This is a genomic window from Lacipirellulaceae bacterium (genome assembly GCA_040218535.1).
GTDB lineage: Bacteria > Planctomycetota > Planctomycetia > Pirellulales > Lacipirellulaceae > Adhaeretor.
Genome location: JAVJRG010000012.1, coordinates 775,608 through 796,410 on the forward strand (window position 1 = coordinate 775,608; position 20,803 = coordinate 796,410).

Annotated in this window: 14 protein-coding genes; 7 read left to right on the forward strand and 7 right to left on the reverse strand. The window is 55.3% G+C overall.

All coding sequences use genetic code 11. The features are described from left to right. Positions 1 to 2 precede the first annotated feature (2 nt). From RIB44_17225 to RIB44_17240, 4 genes are all read left to right on the forward strand, one after another. The gene (locus RIB44_17225; protein MEQ8618316.1) at positions 3 to 410 is read left to right on the forward strand and encodes a DUF721 domain-containing protein; all 408 of its coding nucleotides are present in this window, start codon (positions 3 to 5) and stop codon (positions 408 to 410) included. A gap of 51 nt (positions 411 to 461) precedes the next feature. After that, on the forward strand, positions 462 to 3,026 hold the full coding sequence (locus RIB44_17230) for a DNA gyrase subunit B (GenBank protein ID MEQ8618317.1): 2,565 nt from the start codon (positions 462 to 464) through the stop codon (positions 3,024 to 3,026). Positions 3,027 to 3,067: 41 nt separating this feature from the next. Beyond that, positions 3,068 to 3,616 (forward strand): hypothetical protein, encoded by a 549-nt coding sequence (locus RIB44_17235; GenBank protein MEQ8618318.1) that lies wholly within the window; start codon positions 3,068 to 3,070, stop codon positions 3,614 to 3,616. A gap of 118 nt (positions 3,617 to 3,734) precedes the next feature. Then, positions 3,735 to 4,733, forward strand: a complete 999-nt coding sequence (locus tag RIB44_17240; GenBank protein MEQ8618319.1) for a 2-hydroxyacid dehydrogenase — start codon at positions 3,735 to 3,737, stop codon at positions 4,731 to 4,733. Between the two features lie 23 nt (positions 4,734 to 4,756). Here the strand turns inward: RIB44_17240 and RIB44_17245 are convergent, their stop codons facing one another. The 7 genes from RIB44_17245 to RIB44_17275 form a co-directional block, all read right to left on the reverse strand. Next, positions 4,757 to 6,220 carry a tail fiber protein gene (locus tag RIB44_17245; GenBank protein ID MEQ8618320.1) on the reverse strand — a complete coding sequence of 488 codons (1,464 nt, stop codon included), beginning with the start codon at positions 6,218 to 6,220 and terminating at the stop codon, positions 4,757 to 4,759. 204 nt (positions 6,221 to 6,424) lie between these two features. After that, on the reverse strand, positions 6,425 to 8,143 hold the full coding sequence (locus RIB44_17250; protein ID MEQ8618321.1) for a PQQ-dependent sugar dehydrogenase: 1,719 nt from the start codon (positions 8,141 to 8,143) through the stop codon (positions 6,425 to 6,427). Positions 8,144 to 8,304: 161 nt separating this feature from the next. Then, a complete protein-coding gene (locus tag RIB44_17255) occupies positions 8,305 to 9,597 on the reverse strand; it encodes a PQQ-binding-like beta-propeller repeat protein (protein MEQ8618322.1) in 1,293 nt (430 codons plus the stop codon). 213 nt (positions 9,598 to 9,810) lie between these two features. Further along, positions 9,811 to 10,314 carry a hypothetical protein gene (locus tag RIB44_17260; protein MEQ8618323.1) on the reverse strand — a complete coding sequence of 168 codons (504 nt, stop codon included), beginning with the start codon at positions 10,312 to 10,314 and terminating at the stop codon, positions 9,811 to 9,813. A 237-nt stretch (positions 10,315 to 10,551) separates the two neighbouring features. Beyond that, on the reverse strand, positions 10,552 to 14,034 hold the full coding sequence (locus RIB44_17265) for an N-6 DNA methylase (GenBank protein ID MEQ8618324.1): 3,483 nt from the start codon (positions 14,032 to 14,034) through the stop codon (positions 10,552 to 10,554). Positions 14,035 to 14,245: 211 nt separating this feature from the next. Then, the gene (locus RIB44_17270) at positions 14,246 to 16,741 is read right to left on the reverse strand and encodes a glycoside hydrolase N-terminal domain-containing protein (GenBank protein MEQ8618325.1); all 2,496 of its coding nucleotides are present in this window, start codon (positions 16,739 to 16,741) and stop codon (positions 14,246 to 14,248) included. Positions 16,742 to 16,975: 234 nt separating this feature from the next. Continuing rightward, entirely contained in the window at positions 16,976 to 17,509 is a 534-nt protein-coding gene (locus RIB44_17275) for a metal-dependent hydrolase (protein ID MEQ8618326.1), read from the reverse strand. Between the two features lie 268 nt (positions 17,510 to 17,777). On the opposite strand from RIB44_17275, the gene RIB44_17280 reads away from it, so the two are divergent. From RIB44_17280 to RIB44_17290, 3 genes are all read left to right on the forward strand, one after another. Next, on the forward strand, positions 17,778 to 18,776 hold the full coding sequence (locus RIB44_17280; protein ID MEQ8618327.1) for an SGNH/GDSL hydrolase family protein: 999 nt from the start codon (positions 17,778 to 17,780) through the stop codon (positions 18,774 to 18,776). A 363-nt stretch (positions 18,777 to 19,139) separates the two neighbouring features. Further along, positions 19,140 to 20,204, forward strand: a complete 1,065-nt coding sequence (locus RIB44_17285; GenBank protein ID MEQ8618328.1) for a DUF1559 domain-containing protein — start codon at positions 19,140 to 19,142, stop codon at positions 20,202 to 20,204. 61 nt (positions 20,205 to 20,265) lie between these two features. Then, positions 20,266 to 20,778: a hypothetical protein gene (locus tag RIB44_17290; protein ID MEQ8618329.1), complete on the forward strand. Its 513-nt coding sequence runs from the start codon at positions 20,266 to 20,268 to the stop codon at positions 20,776 to 20,778. Positions 20,779 to 20,803 lie beyond the last annotated feature (25 nt).

Below are 20,803 nucleotides of genomic sequence, written 5' to 3' on the forward strand. Positions count from 1 at the left end.
GGATGGGAAATAACGACAAGAAACGCGACTCTGCTGCTCCCGAGGACTGCCACCCAGAAGATTGGCAGGCCCTTCATGAGAAGCGGAAAAAACAACGCGGTTGGTGGTACCACCGTCGCGAACCAAAGCAGATCGCTGATGTCGTGGCCCAGCTTGTTCAACGTAAGGGCTACGCCGGGGTGCAAGCGGCTCGTGAGTGGGACGAAGCATGGCAGCAGGCGGTTGGAGAGAAACTTGCGAAAGTCACGTCGCCCGGTGCGATGAAGCGTGGAGTGCTCGAAGTGATCGTGGCGAATTCGCTTTTGATGCAAGAACTCGGCTTCGACAAAGAAAGACTACTTCAGGCAATGCAGACCGCGTTGCCGGAATCAGGCATAAAACAACTACGATTTAAGGTCGGCAAGGTCTAGCCACTCGTGGCTTAGCCGCCAGATCAATCCGTATCCAGACAAGCAGAAATTATGGCAGACGAAGAACAACAACCCGAAGAGCAGCCAGCAGGCAGCAAGAAAGCCAATCAAGAGTACAACGCCGGCGATCTCGAGCACCTTAGCGATCTTGAGCATGTGCGCGAGCGGCCCAGTATGTACATCGGTGACACGACGGTTCGGGGGCTCCACCATTTGGTGTACGAAGTCGTCGATAACTCCATCGACGAAGCGATGGCAGACTTTGCCAACGAGGTCACCGTGACGGTCAACGCCGATGGTTCGGTCACCGTTGAGGACGATGGCCGTGGCATCCCTGTCGAAAAGCACGAGCAACTCTCTGAACAGATGGATCGCGAAGTCAGCACTCTTGAGGGGGTGATGACCGTGCTGAAGTTCGGTGGCAAGTTCAGCAAAGGTGCCTATCAGACTTCCGGCGGTTTGCACGGTGTGGGCGTGACCGTTGTGAATTTCTTGAGTGAATGGGCCGAGGTCGAGGTCTTCCGCGACGGGCACACTTACCATCAAGAATATGAGCGTGGTATCCCCAAGGGTCCTGTCCGCCGCGTCGGCGCAAGCGACAAGAAGGGCACGAAAACCACGTTCAAACCCGATCCACAGATCTTTCAGGTAACGAAATACAATTACTCCACGTTGCTTAAGCGATTGCAGGAGCTGGCTTTCTTAAACGCGGGCGTGAAGATCACGATTTCCGACGCGCGTAATGGCGAGAGCGAGTCGTTCCAGTACGACGATGGAATTCGTCAGTATGTGGAGCACCTCAACCGAGCAAGCGACACGGTTCACCCCGATGTGCTTAGTGTTGAAGGTGCCCAGGATGGCGTGGAGTTGCAGATCGCTCTGCAATACTCAGGCGAATACACCGAGAATGTTCATACTTACGTGAACAACATCAATACCCATGAGGGAGGAACCCACCTTTCCGGTTTTCGTAGTGCTCTAACGCGTACGATCAACGCCTATGGCAAGAAAGAGAACCTTTTCAAAGACCTGACCCCCAGCGGTGAGGATGTACGTGAAGGATTGACGGCGGTCATCAGCGTGCGTGTCCCTCATCCGCAGTTCGAGGGTCAAACGAAAACAAAGCTGGGCAACAGCGAAGTGGAGGGAATCGTCAATTCCATCTTCGGTGAGTTCCTCACGAAGTACTTCGAACAAAACCCCAAGACCGCCAAGGCGATCGTCCGAAAGGGCCAGCTTGCTGCGGAAGCTCGTGAGTCAGCACGCAAGGCACGGCAGCTAATTCGCGAGCGGAAGGGTGCGCTTACCTCCGGCGGTTTGCCTGGCAAACTGCGCGATTGCTCCAGTCGCGACGTGGATAAGTGCGAACTTTACCTGGTGGAGGGCGACTCGGCCGGCGGAAGTGCTGAGGGTGGCCGACTGCGTGAGTATCAGGCGATCTTGCCGCTACGGGGTAAGATCATCAACGCCTACAAATCGCGGGAGGATAAAGTCCTCGCCAACAACGAAGTCCGCAGCATGATCTCGGCGGTGGGGACGGGTATCGGGGCCGACCAGGATATTACGAAGCGTCGCTACGGGCGGATCGTGATCATGACTGACGCCGACGTCGACGGTTCACACATTCGGACACTGCTGCTGACGTTCTTCTATCGCCAGATGTATGAGCTCGTGGCGAAGGGGCACGTTTACGTCGCCCAGCCGCCGTTGTTTCGCGTCAAGAACAAGAAGAAGACTTATTACGTGCAAACCGAAGAGGAAATGAAGCGGCAGCTTCTCGATTTAGGTCTGGGTGACAGCGTGTTCGACGCGGGGGATGGTCGCACCGTCGAGGGTGAACAGATGGCCCGGATGGTCCGCAGCCTTGCCGCCATGGAAGAATCGATCATCGCGCTCGAACGCCGCGGAATTAGTCTCAAAGCCCACGCCGAACGGCAAGACCCCGAGACGCTCAAGCTGCCCATTTATCATGTGTTTCTCGGATTTGAAGACCACTGGTTCACAACGCGAAAGCAGCTAGATGAATTCATCGCTGCCAAAGAGAAAGAATTAGGCCACGAATTGAAGGTCGACACGGGCACGTCCGTAGGACCTGCGACAAGCGCGAATGGTGCCAGCTCCAGCGGGGCTGCCACGAATGGCGAAGCGAAGTCAGAGGAGAGCGAAACAAGCGAAAGCCAAGGACCCAAGCTGAGGATTGTCGAGCTCCATGAAGTTCGCACGATCAATACGATGCTCAAGGACCTGTCCGAACTCGGTTTTGAGATCGATACGCTGATCCCCATCGAACGCACAGGCGAAGAAGGCAGCCGTTACACGCTCCGTCGCGGCGAGAACGAAAGTGGGCTGGAAGACCTCCGTGCCTTGCCGGGCGCAATTCGTGCCGCCGGTGAAAAGGGCCTTCAAATTACTCGCTTTAAGGGCTTGGGTGAAATGAACGCCGAAGAACTTCGCGAGACGACACTCGATCCAGAGAATCGCACTCTGCTGCAAGTCAAAATGGAGGACGCTGGCAGCGCCGACGAACTGTTCCGCATCCTGATGGGCGACCAAGTCGAGCCGCGGCGCGAGTTTATCCAGAAGCATGCATTGGATGTGCGGAATTTGGACGTTTAGGTTGCTGGCCTACTTCTAACCTGAATCTTGGGAGACTCCCGATGGTCGAACTCACTGCATTGTGGCTGCCGATTCTTGCTTCGACAGCGGCTCTCTTCTTTTTGGGATTCATCTTCTGGATGGTACTCCCCGTGCATCAAGCCGATTGGAAGCGGCTCCCCGATGAGGCCGCCTTTGGCGAAGCAGTTCGAGGGATTAACATCCCAGCGGGCAACTACATGATTCCTTACGGCGATATGAAAGAAATGCAGACGCCCGAGTTTGCCGAGCGGCAGAAGCAAGGTCCGCAGGGAATCCTTCAGATTTGGACCGAATGTCCCATGGGAAAAATGCTGGGCCAACAGGTTCTCTTTCTGCTGGTGACGATGTTCTCCGTGGCGTATCTCGCGACCCAAGCGCTCACACCTGGGGCAGAGTTCATGGCCGTCTTTCAATTCGTCGGCGCAGCGACGTTGTTGGTTCTGACCATGGGCCACATCCCAGGAAGAATCTGGTACAAGCGACGCGCTCTTGGCCACGTGGTCGATGGCGTTGTGCAAGGCGTAGCCGCGGGGTTAATCTTTGCCGCGTTGTGGCCAGCAGTCAGTTGACCAGTTTCTGAGCCGCCATGCGTAAGCAGTCGGATGATTGGCTCTAGAGTACCCGACTGCCTACGCATGACTGCTCTGACAGCAAATCTTGCGTTCCCTCTGAAAGCAGCGACTCCCGATGACTCGGATTGCCATCTTTAGCACGAAGCCTTACGACCGCAAATACTTGGAGGCAGCCAACTTCGCTCACGGATTCGATCTGAAGTTCTACGAGCCCCGACTCACGACCGAAACCGTGCGACTGGCCGAAGGCTTCGACGCGGTGTGTGCCTTCGTCAATGATGAACTTGGTGGCGAAGTCATCCGGCAACTCGCTGACCAGGGAGTGAAGACGATCGCGCTCCGCTGTGCGGGATTTAACAATGTCGATTTGGCTGCCGCGAAGGAGCATGAGGTTCGCATCGTTCGGGTGCCCGCTTACTCCCCTCACGCCGTGGCGGAACATGCCGTGGCGCTGCTACTCTCGCTGAATCGTCACCTTCACCGAGCCTACACCCGGGTACGCGACGGGAATTTCACGTTGAATGGGCTCGTCGGCTTTGATCTCGTCGGCAAGACGGTAGGTATTATCGGCACGGGAAAGATTGGAGAAACGTTTGCCGGGATCATGAAAGGTTTCGGCTGTCATCTGCTCGGCTACGACAAATACGAGAACGACGACTGCAAAAAGTTAGGGCTAAATTACGTGGAACTCCCCGAGCTGTTCGCCCAGTCAGACATCATCTCGCTCCACTGCCCGTTGACCGAGGAAACGCATCACTTGATTGATGAACAAGCGATCGCGGTTCTCAAGCAGGACGTGGTCCTCCTGAACACAAGTCGCGGCGGGGTGCTTGACACCAGGGCAGTCGTCGGTGGTTTGAAGTCGGGAAAGATTGGGGCGCTAGGGATCGACGTCTACGAAGAAGAAGCAGGCCTCTTCTTCGAGGACCGCAGCGAGGAAGTACTCACCGACGACGTGCTGGCCCGGTTGCTGACATTTCCCAATGTGCTGATCACCGGGCACCAAGGCTTTCTTACGCACGAAGCGCTAACGGCCATCGCCGAGACCACCCTCGCCAACATTGCTTCTATCCAAGAAGGCGCGTGTGCGAACGAAGTCCAGATAGGCAGCTGATGCTTCCCGGACTAGAGGAACGATTAGCGCGATCGCCTCTCTGCGAGCAGCGCGAAGGAAGCAATACCTGCCAGTAGTAGGATCGTAGAAGGTTCGGGAATTTGGTGGACGTGAGACGGAATATTGGCCTCCGTCAAGGCGCTCATTTGCTGGCCGAAGCTGCTGCCAAGGTTTCGCGGCGTCAACCCTGGACCTGTGCCCTGGCCAACGGCGACGCGTCCTCGTAGATCAGGGATTCCAAAGTCGCTCCTGCCGTCTCCGCCATAGTCGGTGCCCAACAGCGAAAATACAGCAGAATACTGAGCGATAGGAAGATCCTGCCCGTGGGTATCGATCCAACCCCGCGGATTGAAGTTGCCTGCGAACATGCTAACCGACGCAAGAAACGGCTCTCCACTGCCGATGCGCTGCGGTAGGTTGGGATCCGCTGGTTCTTCTTCCAGCGCTCTCGAAGGGAAGACCCCCTCTAGGGCGAGAATGTTACTTAAGGCAAGTGTCGGTTGCAGGTTGCTTTGCTGTTGGCCACCTCCTGTTGAGCCGGTGACCGCGTCGGAACCAAGAAAGTCATGCATGTGAGCTGGCAGATGTGACTCGGTTAGGGTTTCTTCATGATCGCCTGCTTGGCTTCCGATGGGCCGGTTCGAAAGTCCCGGACCTAGTCCTTCACCAACGACCGCTCGACCGCGAAGATCCGGTAAGGCGAAGTTCGTCCGACCGTCACCTCCGTAAATCGTCCCCAGGATCGAGAAAAGAGCCTGGTTCTGACTGATGTCGAGAAGCTCCCCGTCGGCACGTGCCCAACCTTGGGGAATATCGTCGTGGGCGATCCAAGTAACCTCGCCAAGGAAGGGTTCCTGACCACTCAAGCCAATTCGAGCGATGCCTGGATCGCCGCTGTCTTCGGAGGTCAAGCTCCGTGAAGGAAAAAGCCCTTGGATGGCAATGATTGGGGTCAATGCCAAAGAAGGCTGCATATTGGAATGGGTGGAATCGCTTCCAGCAGTGCCGGTGGTCAGTCCGTTGCCGAAGGAGTGCGTATGCTCGGGGACATCCGAAAGCGTGATCCTCTCAGTTCCCACTTCTTGCCCTAGGTTGTAACTGGGCAGCCCAGGTCCCTGTCCGGCGCCGATGGCTGTGCGACCTCGCAAGTCCGGCAAAGCGAAAGTGTTAATGGCATCGCCGCCGAAGGTGTTTCCTAACTTGGAAAACAGCGCCGTGTTATTAGCAATAGGAAGTATTTGTCCGTGAGCTAATGCCCAATCGCGGGGATTAAAGCTGCCGGCGAACAGCCCCACCTCACCGAGGTCTTCGTCATTGCCGTTGATTCGAACCACATAATTCAACGTGAGCGAGGGTTGCTCATTCTGAAACGGACTCGGCGAGTTGGAACCCCAAGGAGCTGTCGTTTCGATCGCGTGTGCCGAATCGCAGTGGACGAAAAACCAACTGATTGAAAGCGTGGCGAAAACTCGAACAGCCAACCGCATAGTCTCTATCTCCCCAATAGAGTATCGATGAACAGAACGCACTGCGGCAGGCCGCACGCGATGGTCCACATCATACCCCCAGCCAGAGGAGAATGAAACAGATTTTCAGAAAGTAATCACGCCTTTCTGACTGGGACGCGAAGTACAGCTTCTCTTTGTAAGTCGATCGCCTCAATAGCTTTGAGACAGATCGAGCTGCCGAGATTAGTAGCGTCTTCGGCGCGTCGATGCGAGCCCAGCCAGCAGAGTCGCAACCATCAGCAAGCTAGCCGGTTCAGGAACGCCCTGCAGACCTGGTCCGCCGGTAAAGTTGTTTTGCCAGGTGAGAAAGTCGACGGCATCGACGCGTGTCGAAGCATCAAAGTTGCCATCGTTCCAGTCTTCACTGGTACCGTACCCATTGGTCCAGCGAGCCAGATCCGCGGAATCAACATCGCCATCGCGGTCGGCATCACCTGGGTCGATCCCCACAACCCCCGTGACCCTGCGAATGGTGCCGTCTCGCTTGTTCATGAAATAAAGCGTCCCATCGGGCCCTTCACCAAAGCGGATATCCGTGCGGCTATAGCTGGCGTTGTTTTCATCCCGTAGGAATTGCCGGTAGCTTTTGAGCGTGCCGTTGTCGTTGATGGGCACATCGACAAATGGCGCGAGGAAGCCATTGTTGAACTGGCTGACGTTAGTGAAGTCGTCGCGATCCACTAAGTCATCAACATCGACGGCATAAATCGGGTTGGAGTTTGTCGCGAAGTCGGCAAAGAAGTAAACGCCGTTGAGCTCGGGAATGTCCGTCCCCCGATAAACGAATCCACCCACAACGGCGGAACTTGAGTTGAAACCATTGTTGTCCGGGTCGTGGTCGTACTGTGCGACGGGGTAAATAAACGAGTCGTTGGGATGGTTGGCGGGGAGTGTGCCGAACCCTCCTTCAAACTGAAACGTCCCCTCGCGATCACGCCAGCCGTAGTTCCCACCGGACACGCCACGGCTGATCTCTTCAATGTTTCCTTGGCCAATGTCGGAGATGTACATCTCGCCGGTCTTACGGTCCCAGTAGAACTTATGAGAGTTCCTCAGACCGTAGGCCCAAGCTTCTTGGATGCGATTGGACTGGCCTGCAAAGGGATTGTCGTTGGGAATGGTGTAAGGATCCGTAGCGGTCGCGATCGGATCAACACGGAGAATCTTTCCATGAGCCCACGCTGAAGGAGTGGTGTCAATGTCTTGGGCCAGATCATTAGGGTCGCCCCCGCTTCCTCCGTCACCAACAGCAATGTAGAGGTTCCCATAGTCGGCCGTGCCGGGTGTTGCCGTCGGATTGAAGCCTAAGCGCCCAATGTTGTGGTTGCTGAAAGGTTGTCCAATCCGCATCAGCTCGCGATACGAACTTGTGTCGACGGTGCCGTTGGCGTTGACCATCCATTCCGCGACGACCGAATCGTGATTCACTCCGGGTGGGGAGTTGAAAATCGTGGGTGAGGGGCTCCCCGCCAACGGTGTGAAGGCATCGCGGCTGTGCGTTGTGTAGAACTTTCGGTACCCGTCCGACTGTGAGTCATTGAAGTCAGGATGGAAAGCCAACCCGCGCAGTCCGCCCTCGTTATTGAAGTTAAAGTCGCTCCCCAGAAAGTCAGCCACATCCAGCCACAACGTCGGCGTTGGATTCGCGGCGTTGGGGTCAAAGCGATAGATCTCACCCCGTTGTTCAATAACATAAGCTTGTCCGGGAGCTCCGCCGAAGACCAATTCTTCCAACCGTGGCGAGTTCCCGCCGTTGTTGGGAATCGTAACGACATCTTCCAACTGAATCGACCAAGGCGATGTCGGCACCGTGGCGTTGATTGGATTTTGAGCAAACGCCGAAGAAGCAAAGACTCCGGTGATCAAAGCTGCGACCAGCGCAGTGTTCCACAAACAGCGCATGTGAGAGTTCCCCTACTTGTTCCGTGAAAAGTGCGTTGCAAATCGCCTGAACGCACTGCCGAGACAATTATGCTCAGTTGCTGGCCTCGAGCAGCGAACGAGCGAATTCCCGTGCAGCCCTATTATCAACCAATGCCCGGCTTCATTGCAAATGATAGCAGTCAGTTTTCACTGCCAAACAAGAACAAATGCTTCTCGCCACGTACCAACAGCCGGTTGCGGACTGCCACAGGGGTGGCGATGGTTTTTTCTCCGAGCTCGTTCTCGGCGAGGACTTCGAATTCGTTTTCTGTCGAGACGACGAAGATCGTTCCGTCTTCTCGGGTGCAATACAGATTGCCGCCGGCAAGAATCGGAGACGCGTAATACTTGTTGCGATTCTTGGGCAACTTGAACTCGTCGAGTGTCTTGCCCGTTTGTAGGTCGAGCTTGGTGAGTTGTCGTTTGTCACCGAGAACGAACACTTGATCGCCATGAATAATCGGCGTGGGCACGTCGGCTCCAAGATCGTGACGGCGCCAGAGCTCAGCGTCTGCGGTAATGTCGCCGTGGTTTTCCTTGAGACTCACGGCAGCCAAATGCTCCGCGCGACCGTAGGGAACGACAGCCACTTCGGGCGTGACCGCAGCGGAAGCGATCACCCGCCACATGCCTTTTTCTTCCGGGTTGAAGCCGCCACATTCCCAAACAAGATTTCCGGTCGCCGCGTCATGTCCTGTTAGGTGATCGGCTCCCCACGTGACGATCGTCAGCGCGCCACCTTGCTTGATAACGTGTGGCGTCGTGTACGCCTGATCGGACTCCCGGGGACGCTTGTACTGGCGTCGGGTCTTCCAAGCGACTTCGCCATCGCCCAAGTTGAAGGCCACCATGTAAGAATCCCCTTCCTGCATGACCGCGACGACCACTTTGTCGCCGGCAAGAACGGGCGACGTGCCCAAGTCCCACCAGAGAGTATTCTCGCCGTACATCTCTTGGAGGTTCTTCTCCCAGATCCGGTTGCCGTCGAAATCCCAGCACGAGAGCCGTCCGCTTTTGAAGTACGCGACAACAACCTTCCCGTCGGTCACGGGTGAAGGATTCGCGCCGCTGCCGTTGGGGTGCTTGCCGTTTTTGCCAGGACCGAGCGGACGGAGCCAAACGGTGTCGGCCGTCGGTTGCGATCTCTCGAACTGGTAACAGGCGATCGCGTCGGTTGGTGGTCCTTCCTTCTGCGGGATCGAACAAGTCACAAAGACGAACTCGCCCCAAACAACTGGCGTCGAACTACCGATGCCGGGGAGTTCCGCTTTCCAAAGCAAATTCTGCTCTGGAGAGAACTCCACAGGAAAATCACCTTCAGCAACGCTGTTGTCGCTGGGGCCGCGCCACCCCGGCCAGTTGGCGGTTTGCTTGGCAAAGCTGGTGTTACAGAGAAGAAGCAGGCCAGTCACAGCGATGAAGAAGGATTTCATGGTTTGCTCGGAGTGTGTAGCTAGTCATTCTCAAGTGAGAACTTGATTATAGTAAATTCTCTCAAGGATTGAGGTCTAGAAAATGGGCACTTGCAGAAGACTCAGAACCCCCAGCTTGCGCTAGGGGCTAGGGTTTGCTCAGCTACTAACTCCTCCAAGCTCCAAGACCCCTAGCCCCTAGCGCAAGCTAGGGGTTTGCAGATTCGTAGAATATCAAGTTGAACCAGGATCGACCCAGCCTCGGTCTTCGTACCACTGCCAACCTTGGTGCTTTGGCAGATAGACCCTCAGCAGGTAGTTGAAGTGCTCTTCGTCGCTGACCTGCTTGCGACTCGCTTCACGAGAAAACCAGGGTCGACCTGTGATGCCTGCAGCACGCGAAAGATCGAGCGCGAGTAGGTTCTTGATCCGACCTCGAACTTTTCTGAACGTGAGATGCTCATTACGCCAACTGACCACAGCGTGAAGGTGCGTTCGGTCAGTGGCCACGCCATGCAGTCGATAGTCTTCCGTTTCTGCAATCGCTTGAAGCCTCTCGATCAATCGTTGCTGAGTTCCGCGAGTGAAGTAGAACACTTCATGCTTCATCACGCTGCGATACGACTTTGCTAAGGGCTGACTGGTCGGTTGGTAGCCTTGGTTTTTCTGCGTGTACCCTCGCCGATGATCGGGGAGCCAGGTTCCGAAACCATGGTGAGTAAAAAGGTATACAGGCATACACCTATCGTAGCGAGAGTAGAGACCTATGCCAACCTTATTCTTGGAAAAGAGCTTTAAGCAATCGAAGGTGTTGTTGAGGCTTCGGACGTTCTTGGGGGCTCGAACGCTTTTGGCACTTCGAACCCCTAGCTCGCGCTAGGGGCTAGGGGTTGTTCTTGTGGCGAACGTCACCACTGCTTCGATCTCTAGCCCCTAGCGCAAGCTAGGGGTTCGCGTCACCAGCAAGTTGCGTTTCTACTTCGCGAACTCGTCATACAACGCAAGTATGTGTTGCGCAGTGCTACGATTATCACGTAGCAGCGTCGTCTCCTCGTGAATGCCTTTGAACGTGCTGAGAATGTACTCCGCGTCGTCGCGGTTGATTCCATAAAGATGAAAATAGGCCGCGTCGAGCTCGGCCATCAGGTGGGCCCGCTGGGCCTCGTCCCATTTGTTGAGCCGCCCGTTGTACTCTTTTTGGAAACTGCCACTGGTGAAGTCGCACGCCTCGGCCAACGGCAGCATGTCTTCAGCCGTACAAGTGAGCTTGAGGACCCGCTCGCTGATCCAGGTTTCCAGCGTGGTCTGCTGGTCCCAGGGGCACGGTTTGGCGTAGGTGTCGGGAGGGAGGACGGGGAGCTGCTCGACAATGAAAAAGTTCATGTGTGTCCCGCCGGTCTTTTGCTTCGCTAAGAAATCAACACACATTGCATTCAGGCAAGCCAGCAAGCAGGCTTGCAATCTGACCTCAGCACTCTCAAAGAGGATAATTGGAGCTGTGTTGATGACTCCGACACACGGAATTGCACATGCGAGTAGTGTTCGTTGGTCCGTAGCACGGGTAATATCTCTGAATGCCAATAGAAAAGGCGGAAGTGAATTCTCAAACTGATCCAATACGTTACTTTTATCCGTCCAGAATCGTGGAAGAACTAAATGTTCGGGGTTCTGATGCTGTACTAAGGTGGTCTCGTGCGTTTGCCCCTGGTTAATCCAATTGCTGGTGTCTTCGAAAACGGTGCCATGGCGGTGATCATAAGGACGGAACATTTTCGCTTCGTAGATTGGCAGCCGGATGTCATCGCCTTTACTCCAATGGTTGCCTTTCAAGCTCCACCCTTGGGCCTGCAAGTCAGTTGCTTCGTCGAATAGCTCCGCATCGTTTGTTTGGTGGTACATAGCCTTGAAAGAGATGCCCCACGAGTTGCCAGTCGGTCCTTTGCGAGTCCTATCGATGAGAACCGGCACGTGCCGATAAATTTGCTTGGCAAGCTCCGCGTCACGGCGTGTTTCAAGTATGGGACACGTTTTCGTATTCGGATTGAGCAGTTTTATATCATCACCGGAAAGTGGAATATGTCTGTTACTATCCTCAAGCTCATCCATCCAGTGTATGAAGAAAGCGAAGTCTGCATGATCGGTCTGACGCGATGAGCCAAAGAAGCTCAAAATGCAGAAGCGAAACGAGGCGTGAACATCGGGAAAGTAAATCTTCTTGTTTTCAAAATCATAGAGCCGAATCAGCCGGTCGTTCTCCGCGACTTCGGCAAAGAAATCCTTGGTCGTCTTATCGCTGGCAATGCCTGAGGGAACGAGCAACCCGACGCGACCTCTCGGCGCCACAAGCTGTGAGCCTAACTCCGCGAACACAGCATACGTGTTGATGTCCCCCTTGCCGGTCAGCGGGTACTGATCGCTCTTGCGACAATACGTGAGCAGCGACGCGGCAGCTTCTTGGGCCTGCTCGTAACGCTCGTAGAGGGCCGGGTCTTCGGATTCGAGCGTAGCGACCAGCTTTCTCCGCTTAGCGGCATTCGTGGCGGTGGCGATTTCCGGGGCGGGTAGCGAGAAGAACTCGCGCTCTTGCAGCTTGATCCGCTCCCAGGGCGGATTCCCAATCACGCAGTCAAACCCCTGTTGCTCGCGGTCGAACACATGAGCAAATCGCTCCCGCCAGTCGAAACCCGCGGGGTGGACTTCCGCGTCGTGAACCAGCGAGTTGCCGTGAACGATGTTTTCACTGAGCTTCGCCAGCGTCTGCCCCGGCGTCGCACTGCGGATCCAGAGGGCCAGTTGCGTGATCTCGACCGCTTCGGGCGAGAGGTCGACGCCGTAGAGGTTGTCTTCGAGAATCCACTGCGGCACGAGCGCCTGTTGGACGACGGCCTGCTCCTTGGCCTTCTTGTTACCCAACTGCGTCAGGTGTTCAAGCACTTCAAAGTAACGGCTTTCCAGCGTGTTATACGCCTGAAACAAAAACGCCCCGGAGCCACAGGCGGGGTCAACGACGCGCAGATCGCGCAAGATCGCGAGGCAGCCGTTCCAATAGTCGGGCGTGTCGGGCGTTTTTCCCAGGTCGGCCTTTTTCTTCGACGTGCCTTGCTCGATGGCCAAGTCGCGGAAGCGTTCCTCGATCAGTTCGTCGACCGTGTACAGCACGATCCGGCTCGTCAGTTCGGCTGGCGTGTAATAAACGCCCAGTTGCTTCCGCTTGGCCGACTGCGGCATCTGCGCGTAGCGCTCGCTCTTTTCGGCATCGCCGAAGAGGCCCGTGGTTTTCAGCTTTTCCAGCTCGGTGATTGAGCGCTCGAACAGATGACCGAGGACGTCGAGATTCACTTCGTCGGCGAAGTCGAACTCGCCGACGAAGCGAAAGAATTCCGTCCAACGGTCGTCGAGTTCCAGCTCGTCCGCGGGCGATTGCTTGAAGAGCCCGCCATTGTACGCGGGGATTTGACCCCCGTTGGTGTGGATGGTGGTCGGCTGGCCCTCATCGACAAAGCGGAACAGCGTTTTGAAGTTTTGCCAACGCGGGTTGGTGATTGCGCTGAACGCGGGCAGGTTTTCGTACGCTCGCTTGATGGTTTCCTTGGGCAACAGGCCGCGATCTTCGCAGAAGGCGATGAACACCACGCGGTCGAGCAGACGCTGGGCGTACTCGATGGAGTCTTCAATCGAGTGCTTCAAATCGTGGTGCAAGTGGGCGACGAAGTCGAGCCGATGTTTGGAGTAAGCATCGTAGAGTTTGTCGCTCACTTCGCGCTGGCGGTTCTGCGTGCTTTTCAGTAGCTGTAGCGCCTTCGGTTCTTCCTTGGCGATGCCCTTCACGAGGCCGTTGTAACGGAAGATGGCATAGAACTGACGAAACACCGCCAGCGAAGCAAGCGACTGCAGGGAGAAGTGTTCGTACGCTCGCTTGGTCGAACCGCGTTCGTACAGCCGGAAACTGACCATATTGGTGACGATGCCCCAGCGGCAGCCGCTGGGCATGTTCACCAGATAATCCCAGCACTGATCAACGGCCGTGCGACCACCCGCGCGGTCGCGGTCGAGATGCACGCGGGGGCCTTTGAGTTCGAGCACCGCTTTGGGTTCGGGCTCAAGTTCTTCTCCAAAGTTGCCCAGCACGGCGTCGGGAAATTGGCCGGACAGATTGTACTGTTGCTCGAGATTCCACTTCGTGGCGTCAGTGGCCACGCCGGGATAGCCCAGAACTTTGTCGAAGAGGTCCGCGAAGAATTCGCCTTCGAGTTGGCGCTCGGACTTTTTCTTCAGTCGCCCCTTCTTATCGAGTTCGACCCACTTGAGGACGATCTCGTGAGCAGCAGCCACCGCGGCTTCATCAAGCCGGTTGTCCTCACCCGCATCGCGGACCAGCCGAGCCAGGAATAGCCGGTCGGTCTTATTCTGTCGCTGGGCGACCGGGTTTTCTTTGGCGATGAGGTCTTGTTCGGCCATGGCGTCGGAGAGGAAGCGTTCGGGCAGCGCGAGCACGCATGATAGCCGGTGTTGGCCGCCCCTTTAAGCGGGCGTTTCGAACCCTGAACCCCTAGCTTGCGCTAGGGGCTAGTGTGTCCTGAGGAAGAAGCGTCTCCAGATTGGAAACTTCTAGAACTTTACATCCCCCCTAGCCCCTAGCGCAAGCTAGGGGTTCCCCACGCACAATCATTCAAAACTCCACCTTCACCTCAACCGGCTCACCAGCTGTCGCGTCGACGGTGAAGGCATTCTCAGGTGTCGTGCTGTGATCGACGTTCGACTCGATTTTCTTCATCCCGCCACGATGACGAATCACAAGGGTTTGGTCTTTGTCGCTGGTTACGCGGGCGCGGACCCAGCGCTCGTCGAGGTTCCATTCCAGAGATTCAATCGTCGTTTGGCAGCGAGCTTTCACGCCGGTCAATTTTCCCTGGTTCATAAACTCCGGTAGCGCGGGGAGAAGCTCAACAACACCGCTTGCGGTTTCGCCGTTGTAATCTGTGTCCGTGAAGACGATCGACTCGATCACTAAGCCTTGCAGGCAAAGAACCAAGTCGTAATTGAAAATCTTGTGCCCACGGTCATGGCTGCTGCTGAGGCCATCGTAGAAGTAACCGTTTTCGAGGAAGTACTTCAGCACCTTACCGAACTCCTCGCCGTTTTTCAGACGCAGCCAACCGATCGCTTTTTGTAAACCGCCGTGGGCTTGGACGATCCCCTGGGGGCGCTTGCGGATTGCGTTGGCCAGCGCCGGCATAAAGTCGCGCGTGCCCGGATTCTCTGGGTTCACCTCGTAGGCGGGCCACAGTGGGTAGAGGTGGCTGAGGTGACGGTGGCCTGGGTTCTCGCCGTACGATTCCCAGGCCCATTCTTTGAAAACGCCGTCGTTGTTAACCAGATAGGGCGGCAACTTCGTGAGCATCTGCTGCCAACGCTTGGTTGACCCCGAGGGGGCGATCTCGAATTCCTTCTCCGCTTCGAGCAGCATCGTCAGTGCGTGTTTGCACGCAGCGATGTCCATCACTGAGTTGATAGCCGCCGAGGTGCGCGGTTTGATCCCTGCCCAAGCGTTCTCGGGAGAGTTCGAAGGGACGAAAACGTAGTTTCCCTGATCGTCAGTTCGCGTAAGGAAGTCTTCGTAGAAGTGGGCCTGCTCAACGAGCAGCGGGTGCAGCCGCTCACGCAAGAACTGTTTATCGCCGGTGATTTGGTAGTGTTCCCACAGCGGATAGAGCAGCCAGGGGCCTAATCCGGTTGCCGTGAAATGGGCGTGGTAAGGGCCGCAGTGGATGGGGATGGCGTACTCACCATCGATGCGCACCGGGCCGAGGATGCCGCGGCAGCCGTAGTAGTTCTTCGCCGCCTCGCGCCATTGCGGAAGCGTTCGTTCGAGAATGGCGAAATAGCCTTCCATGCACTCGGGCAGGTCGGCGATATTCCCGCCGAAGACGGCCATGTTCACGTTCGAGTCGCACGTATAATCGCCCGCCCAGGCGGCCGTCCAACTTCCGCTGAACATGCCCGAGAGCCGCGGGGCGTAGTCCTTTCCTGAAGAACTGAGGAACAGATAACGGCTGGTCGCGAACAAGCGTTCGAGCAATGCCAGATTAACGGATTCGCGATTCTTAGATTCTGCGGTGAGCAGTTCGGTGTTGGTCTTCCCCTCACCCTGCCCTCTCCCCAAAGAGGCGAGGGTTTTTTCTCCGAGGGTGAGCGTCACGCGATCGTAGATCGGCTTGTGAATCTTGGTGTGGCGGTCGAGAAGGGATTGGTAGTCAGGCTTAATCTCAGAAAGTTCTATTTGAAGTTTCTTCTTGTCCCATTCATGCAAATCGTTACGGTAGCGCTCAAGTTTGGTTAGGAGAAGAATTGAATCAGCATCTACGATGCGAATCGTCTCGCCTTCGATAAAAACTTTTCCACCGTCGACGATAACTTTAGTGACGCCTTCGTATCCAGCCTGCTTGCTATTCTTCTTAGGGTACTTCGCTCGAAAGTTGATAAGGGCACCATCGGGAACTCTTTCGACGAGGGTCTTCGTTTCGACATTCTTTGGCGCGCGCGATGGCAACTCAGCTGAGAGCGTACAAGTTAGCTTCACATGCTCAAGCGGATTCAGATCGGTGATGAGAACATTATCGGCACGCGAAGCAAAACTTCGCATCCCCCAACTGCCTTGATCGTGCGACCACCAATTGAAAACTTCACCCGTCCCGTAGACTGTTTTCCGATGGTACTGGGTTGGCTCTTCAGCGCCGGGAATATCGACCACCAATTGATACCCCGCGTGAAACGGTTGCGAGCTGACCATGCCGTAGTACGGTTTATGGACGACTGGCAAGCCGCGGCGGCGGAGCAGCTCGTCGTGGAATTCTTGGTACGCCGGCCCGATGTTGCCAGCGAGCATCCCGTCGCGGAGCTCGTCGAGTTGGTCCGTCATATCCGGTACGGGAAACGCCGCTCCGTTGGGCACTAGGAACTTGTGTGAATTGAACACGATCACCTGCCGCTCCGGCGGGCCGTAGTGCAACGAGCCGATGAGTCCGTTGCCGGTGACCATGCCGTCTTCCCACTTGAGGGCGGGCTGCTTGGAGAAGCTGGTTTGTACGCCACTGTCAGATAAACGTTGGGCGTGTGCAAGTTGGGGGATCAGTGCGAAGCCAAGTAACAACCAGGAGCGAAGCATTTCAGTGAGATGGTAATAGGCAAAAGAGAATGAGAGTTGTGACGAGGAGTTATTGTACAAGAACTCTCGTTAGGACATGATTTTCGTCAACGAATTTCACGAATCACACGAATATTTGTAGAAACGCCAGATGTGGCCCAAACGCGGTTTTCTATTCGTGAAATTCGTGTGATTCGTTGACGAAAAAGAAGACCTAGAGACCACAGTAATCCCTGCCTTACCTTGCGGTGGGGTTTACCTGGCCTTTGGCATCTTGCGATCTGACAACACGTAACGACGGATGAACAAGGCGAGCGTCAAGACGCTGCCGTAGAACAGAGACTCGACCAGGGCGACACGGATATTATGCCAGCTCCATAAGTCGCTCAAATCGAGGTGCGAAAACCACGGAATCGTCAACGCAAGACGCGCATCGCTGTAGGGCCAGAACATGGCAAGGCCTTTGCCGTGGTTATAGAACATGTCGAGCAAAAGATGGCTGCCCCAGGCAATCACTCCTGCGGTGATCATTCTGCCGGGAAAAGAAACGCGACGTCGGAGTGCGAAGTACGCCATCGCAGCTGCAACGACACAACCGACCGCGGTAGAAAACAGGCTATGGCTGATGTCGTAACGCTGGTGACCCCAGCAAGGAAAAGGCAAATCGGGCGTGTTGGCCAACAACACGAAAACACAGGCTGAGATCGTTTTCGATTTGGTTGACCACTCAGGCGGAATCACCAGCGCCCCAAGGGCGAGACCTGTAAGCGAGTGACCGACGGGCGACATGGACTTGGTTCTGGATGAGGGAACGAAAAGTTTTTTACGACTCCCTTGTCTAACTTGTTCGCCACTACCTCGACTTCCCTAGCCCCTAGCGCAAGCTAGGGGTTTGGAAGCGTCGGACGAAAATGACTCGACTATTTCTGTCAACGAATTTCACGAATCACACGAATATTAGTTGTAACGCTGGATGTGGCTTTAGCGTGGTTTCCTATTCGTGAAATTCGTGTGATTCGTTGACAAAAATGCAGCGGGGATTGCTAAAGTAGTGAGCATGAAAACTTACGCTTCTGCTTTTTCGTTCGTTGCTGCTTACTGCCTCGCGTTTTGTGCAAACACATTTGCCGAGGAAACGTCTGCTCCCTGCAGTGTCGAGTGGACAGGTCGCCGGGTCGTTTTCTTGGGCGACTCGATCACGAACGACGGTACCTACATTGCGCATTTAGAAACGGCTCTGCGGATTGCTGATCCGGACGCCGAAGTTGATTTCATCAATTTGGGCCTTTCAAGCGAAACCGTCAGCGGGCTTTCAGAACCGGCCCACGCTTTCCCGCGGCCCGACTTGCATGAGCGGCTGGACCGTGTTTTGGAAAAAGCGGAACCGAAGCTGGTCGTCGCCTGCTACGGTATCAACGATGCGATTTACTATCCGTTCTCTAAGCAGCGCTTCACGGCTTACAATGACGGCGTGAAGCGGCTTATCAAGAAATGCGATGAAGCCAAAGTCAAGCTGGTCCTACTGACGCCGCTGCCCTTCGATCCCTTGCCCGGCAAAAAGGCGGGCACGTTATTGCCAGCGGGCGAGAAGGAATACTCCTGGAAGAACATCTACAAGAACTATGACGAAGTCATGCAGAAGTACGCCGCATGGCTAGTGGAGCTTCGCGAGCCAACAGTCACTGATCAAGCCAAACTGGTAGCCTGCGTGATCGACCTCCATACGCCCGTCAACAATTTTCTCCAAGAGAAACGCCAGGAGTTGCCTGACTATTCCTTGAGCAAGGATGGCGTGCACATCAACAGTGACGGGCACCAATTGATGGCTCAGATCATCGCGAGGGCGACCGGCATAGAGCCGCGAGGCGTCAGCCCGCGGGTTGCCGAGAGGAAGGCTGAAATCTACGAGTTGGTGAAGCAGCGGCAAGACCTACTGCACGACGCTTGGCTCAGTCATGTGGGCCACAAACGGCCAGGCGTGAAGCCGGGGTTGGATCTGAAAATAGCCAATAACATGGCCGATAACTTGCTGAAAATGATCAAATTAGTGCAGTAGGGCACCTGCGGTTGCATGCAATAGCTTTGCCGGCTGACCTTGCGACTGCCTATAATAAGGCAGCACTTCTGGGCCAGAGTGTGCTTCGTGGGGATCTTTTCAGACCAATTTTCACCTGAATTATCACAAGTTCGGTCATTTTTATCGTCCACTGTACATAAGTCCTTACAGGACAATGTTCTGCACCAGTCTATTTGAAGAGCAGAGTCCTAGTCTCATATTGCCCAGATTCTTATTTCAACGACTTATCAGCTTGCAGAGATAGAACTGCCGCTGGCCATCGAGTGCCCCGGAACGCACTGGATTTCCTGCAGCCTGAGGGTGGTTATTCCATCGCAGGTTTGAAACCTTGGAGATGAAATCATGAAGACTCGCTTATCCCTTAGCTCTGAATCACGTCGAAACGGCGGCTTCACCCTCGTTGAGCTGCTCGTCGTGATCGCAATTATTGGCGTTTTGGTGGGGCTATTGCTGCCAGCGGTTCAGGCGGCTCGCGAAGCGGCTCGGCGGACGCAATGTCAGAACCACTTGAAACAGATCGGATTAGCGGCTCTTACTTTTGAGTCCAATAACGGTGAATACCCGACATTGGGCGACTGCGGTTGGTCGAGTTGGTTCGCTCAGTACGACCCCAAAGATAGAAACTACCCGCACGAAAACTGGGGCTGGGCCTATCAGATACTTCCCCAGCTCGAACAGCAGAGCCTCTATGATCTCAGATCTACCCAGGGTTTGGCGATGGCAAGTGAGGCGGGCGGGTCACCTGTCCCCACCTACCATTGTCCTTCACGGGGCGAAATCGGAACGACCACGGATTCCACCGGAACCAGCCGCTTCGAAATGGACTATGCTGCTGCTCGTGTTGCTCACATGGCTGAAGAACCGCCGTACTCGGGCACGGATATGTGGTGGCAGCATATGCATACTTCACCGCCCAATGTAGGTGCTCTTGAGGGTTATATATGGAGTGCAATGATCACGAAGAAAGCCCACGCTGAGTATAGTGGTACCACGCTAAAGACCAATCACAAGTTTATCACAGTAAAAAATGTCCCCGACGGCACAACCAATTCGATCATGTTCGGCGAGAAATCGAAAGGAACTGAAAGATATCAAGCGGTTGTTACGAACTGGTGGGACATCTTGGGCATCGGAGATGGCTACTACGCGTGTGCGACACACGGTGCGCTCCGCTCTGCCACACCCAGGATTTGGGGAGATAGTTCGGCATCAACCGTCTGGCAAGATAACGAGCGCCGCGCCACCAACCAGCGTGAAGACAAGTTTGGTAGTGCACACGCAGGCATCTTTCTTGCTGTGATGGGTGACGGTTCAGTTCAAGCTATTGGTGATGATGTCACAGCGCTGGTCCTTGATCAATTGATCGACATCAATGACGGAGCCGTCGTAAGCCTTGAAGATCTCTAAGGGTTTGCCTAACCTCAGATTTGTTGAGCAGGGTCCTCTCCTCTTCGCTAGGTTTCTAAAGATGCAGAAATACCGAGTCGCAGCCATCCATAGCTGTTTTGCGTTCCTGATTTCAGCCGTAGTAGTAGCCTTGCCAGGGTGCGGCGATCCGATTGTTGATGGTGTTGCAGCCATGAATAAGACCAAGCTGCAGCAGCTCTACAATTGCTACAAGCTCTACTCCAACAACCACGGCTATCAAGGGCCGGTCGATAAGGAGACGCTGACGACTTTCTTGCTTCAGGATCAATTCAAAACGAACCTAAAACGGATGCAAATTGACCGCGAGAATCTTGATGCCCTATTCCTCAACGATCGCGACGGCAAACCTTTCAAGGTGCGCTGGGCGGTCAATGGCTTCGGTGACAAGGCCGTGATCTTCGAAGAGGAAGGCGTCAACGGGATGCGGTGGGTAGCCCTGCAAGAAGCCCGTGAGGTAGACGCCAAAGAGTACGAGGCGCTGTGGACGGGCAAGCAGAAGGTTGAGACCGTGCTGCCTTCGCAAGAGGCCGGGCCGGAAGACGCGGGGCCTTGATTCGTTCCGAAGCCCGGTTTGCTGA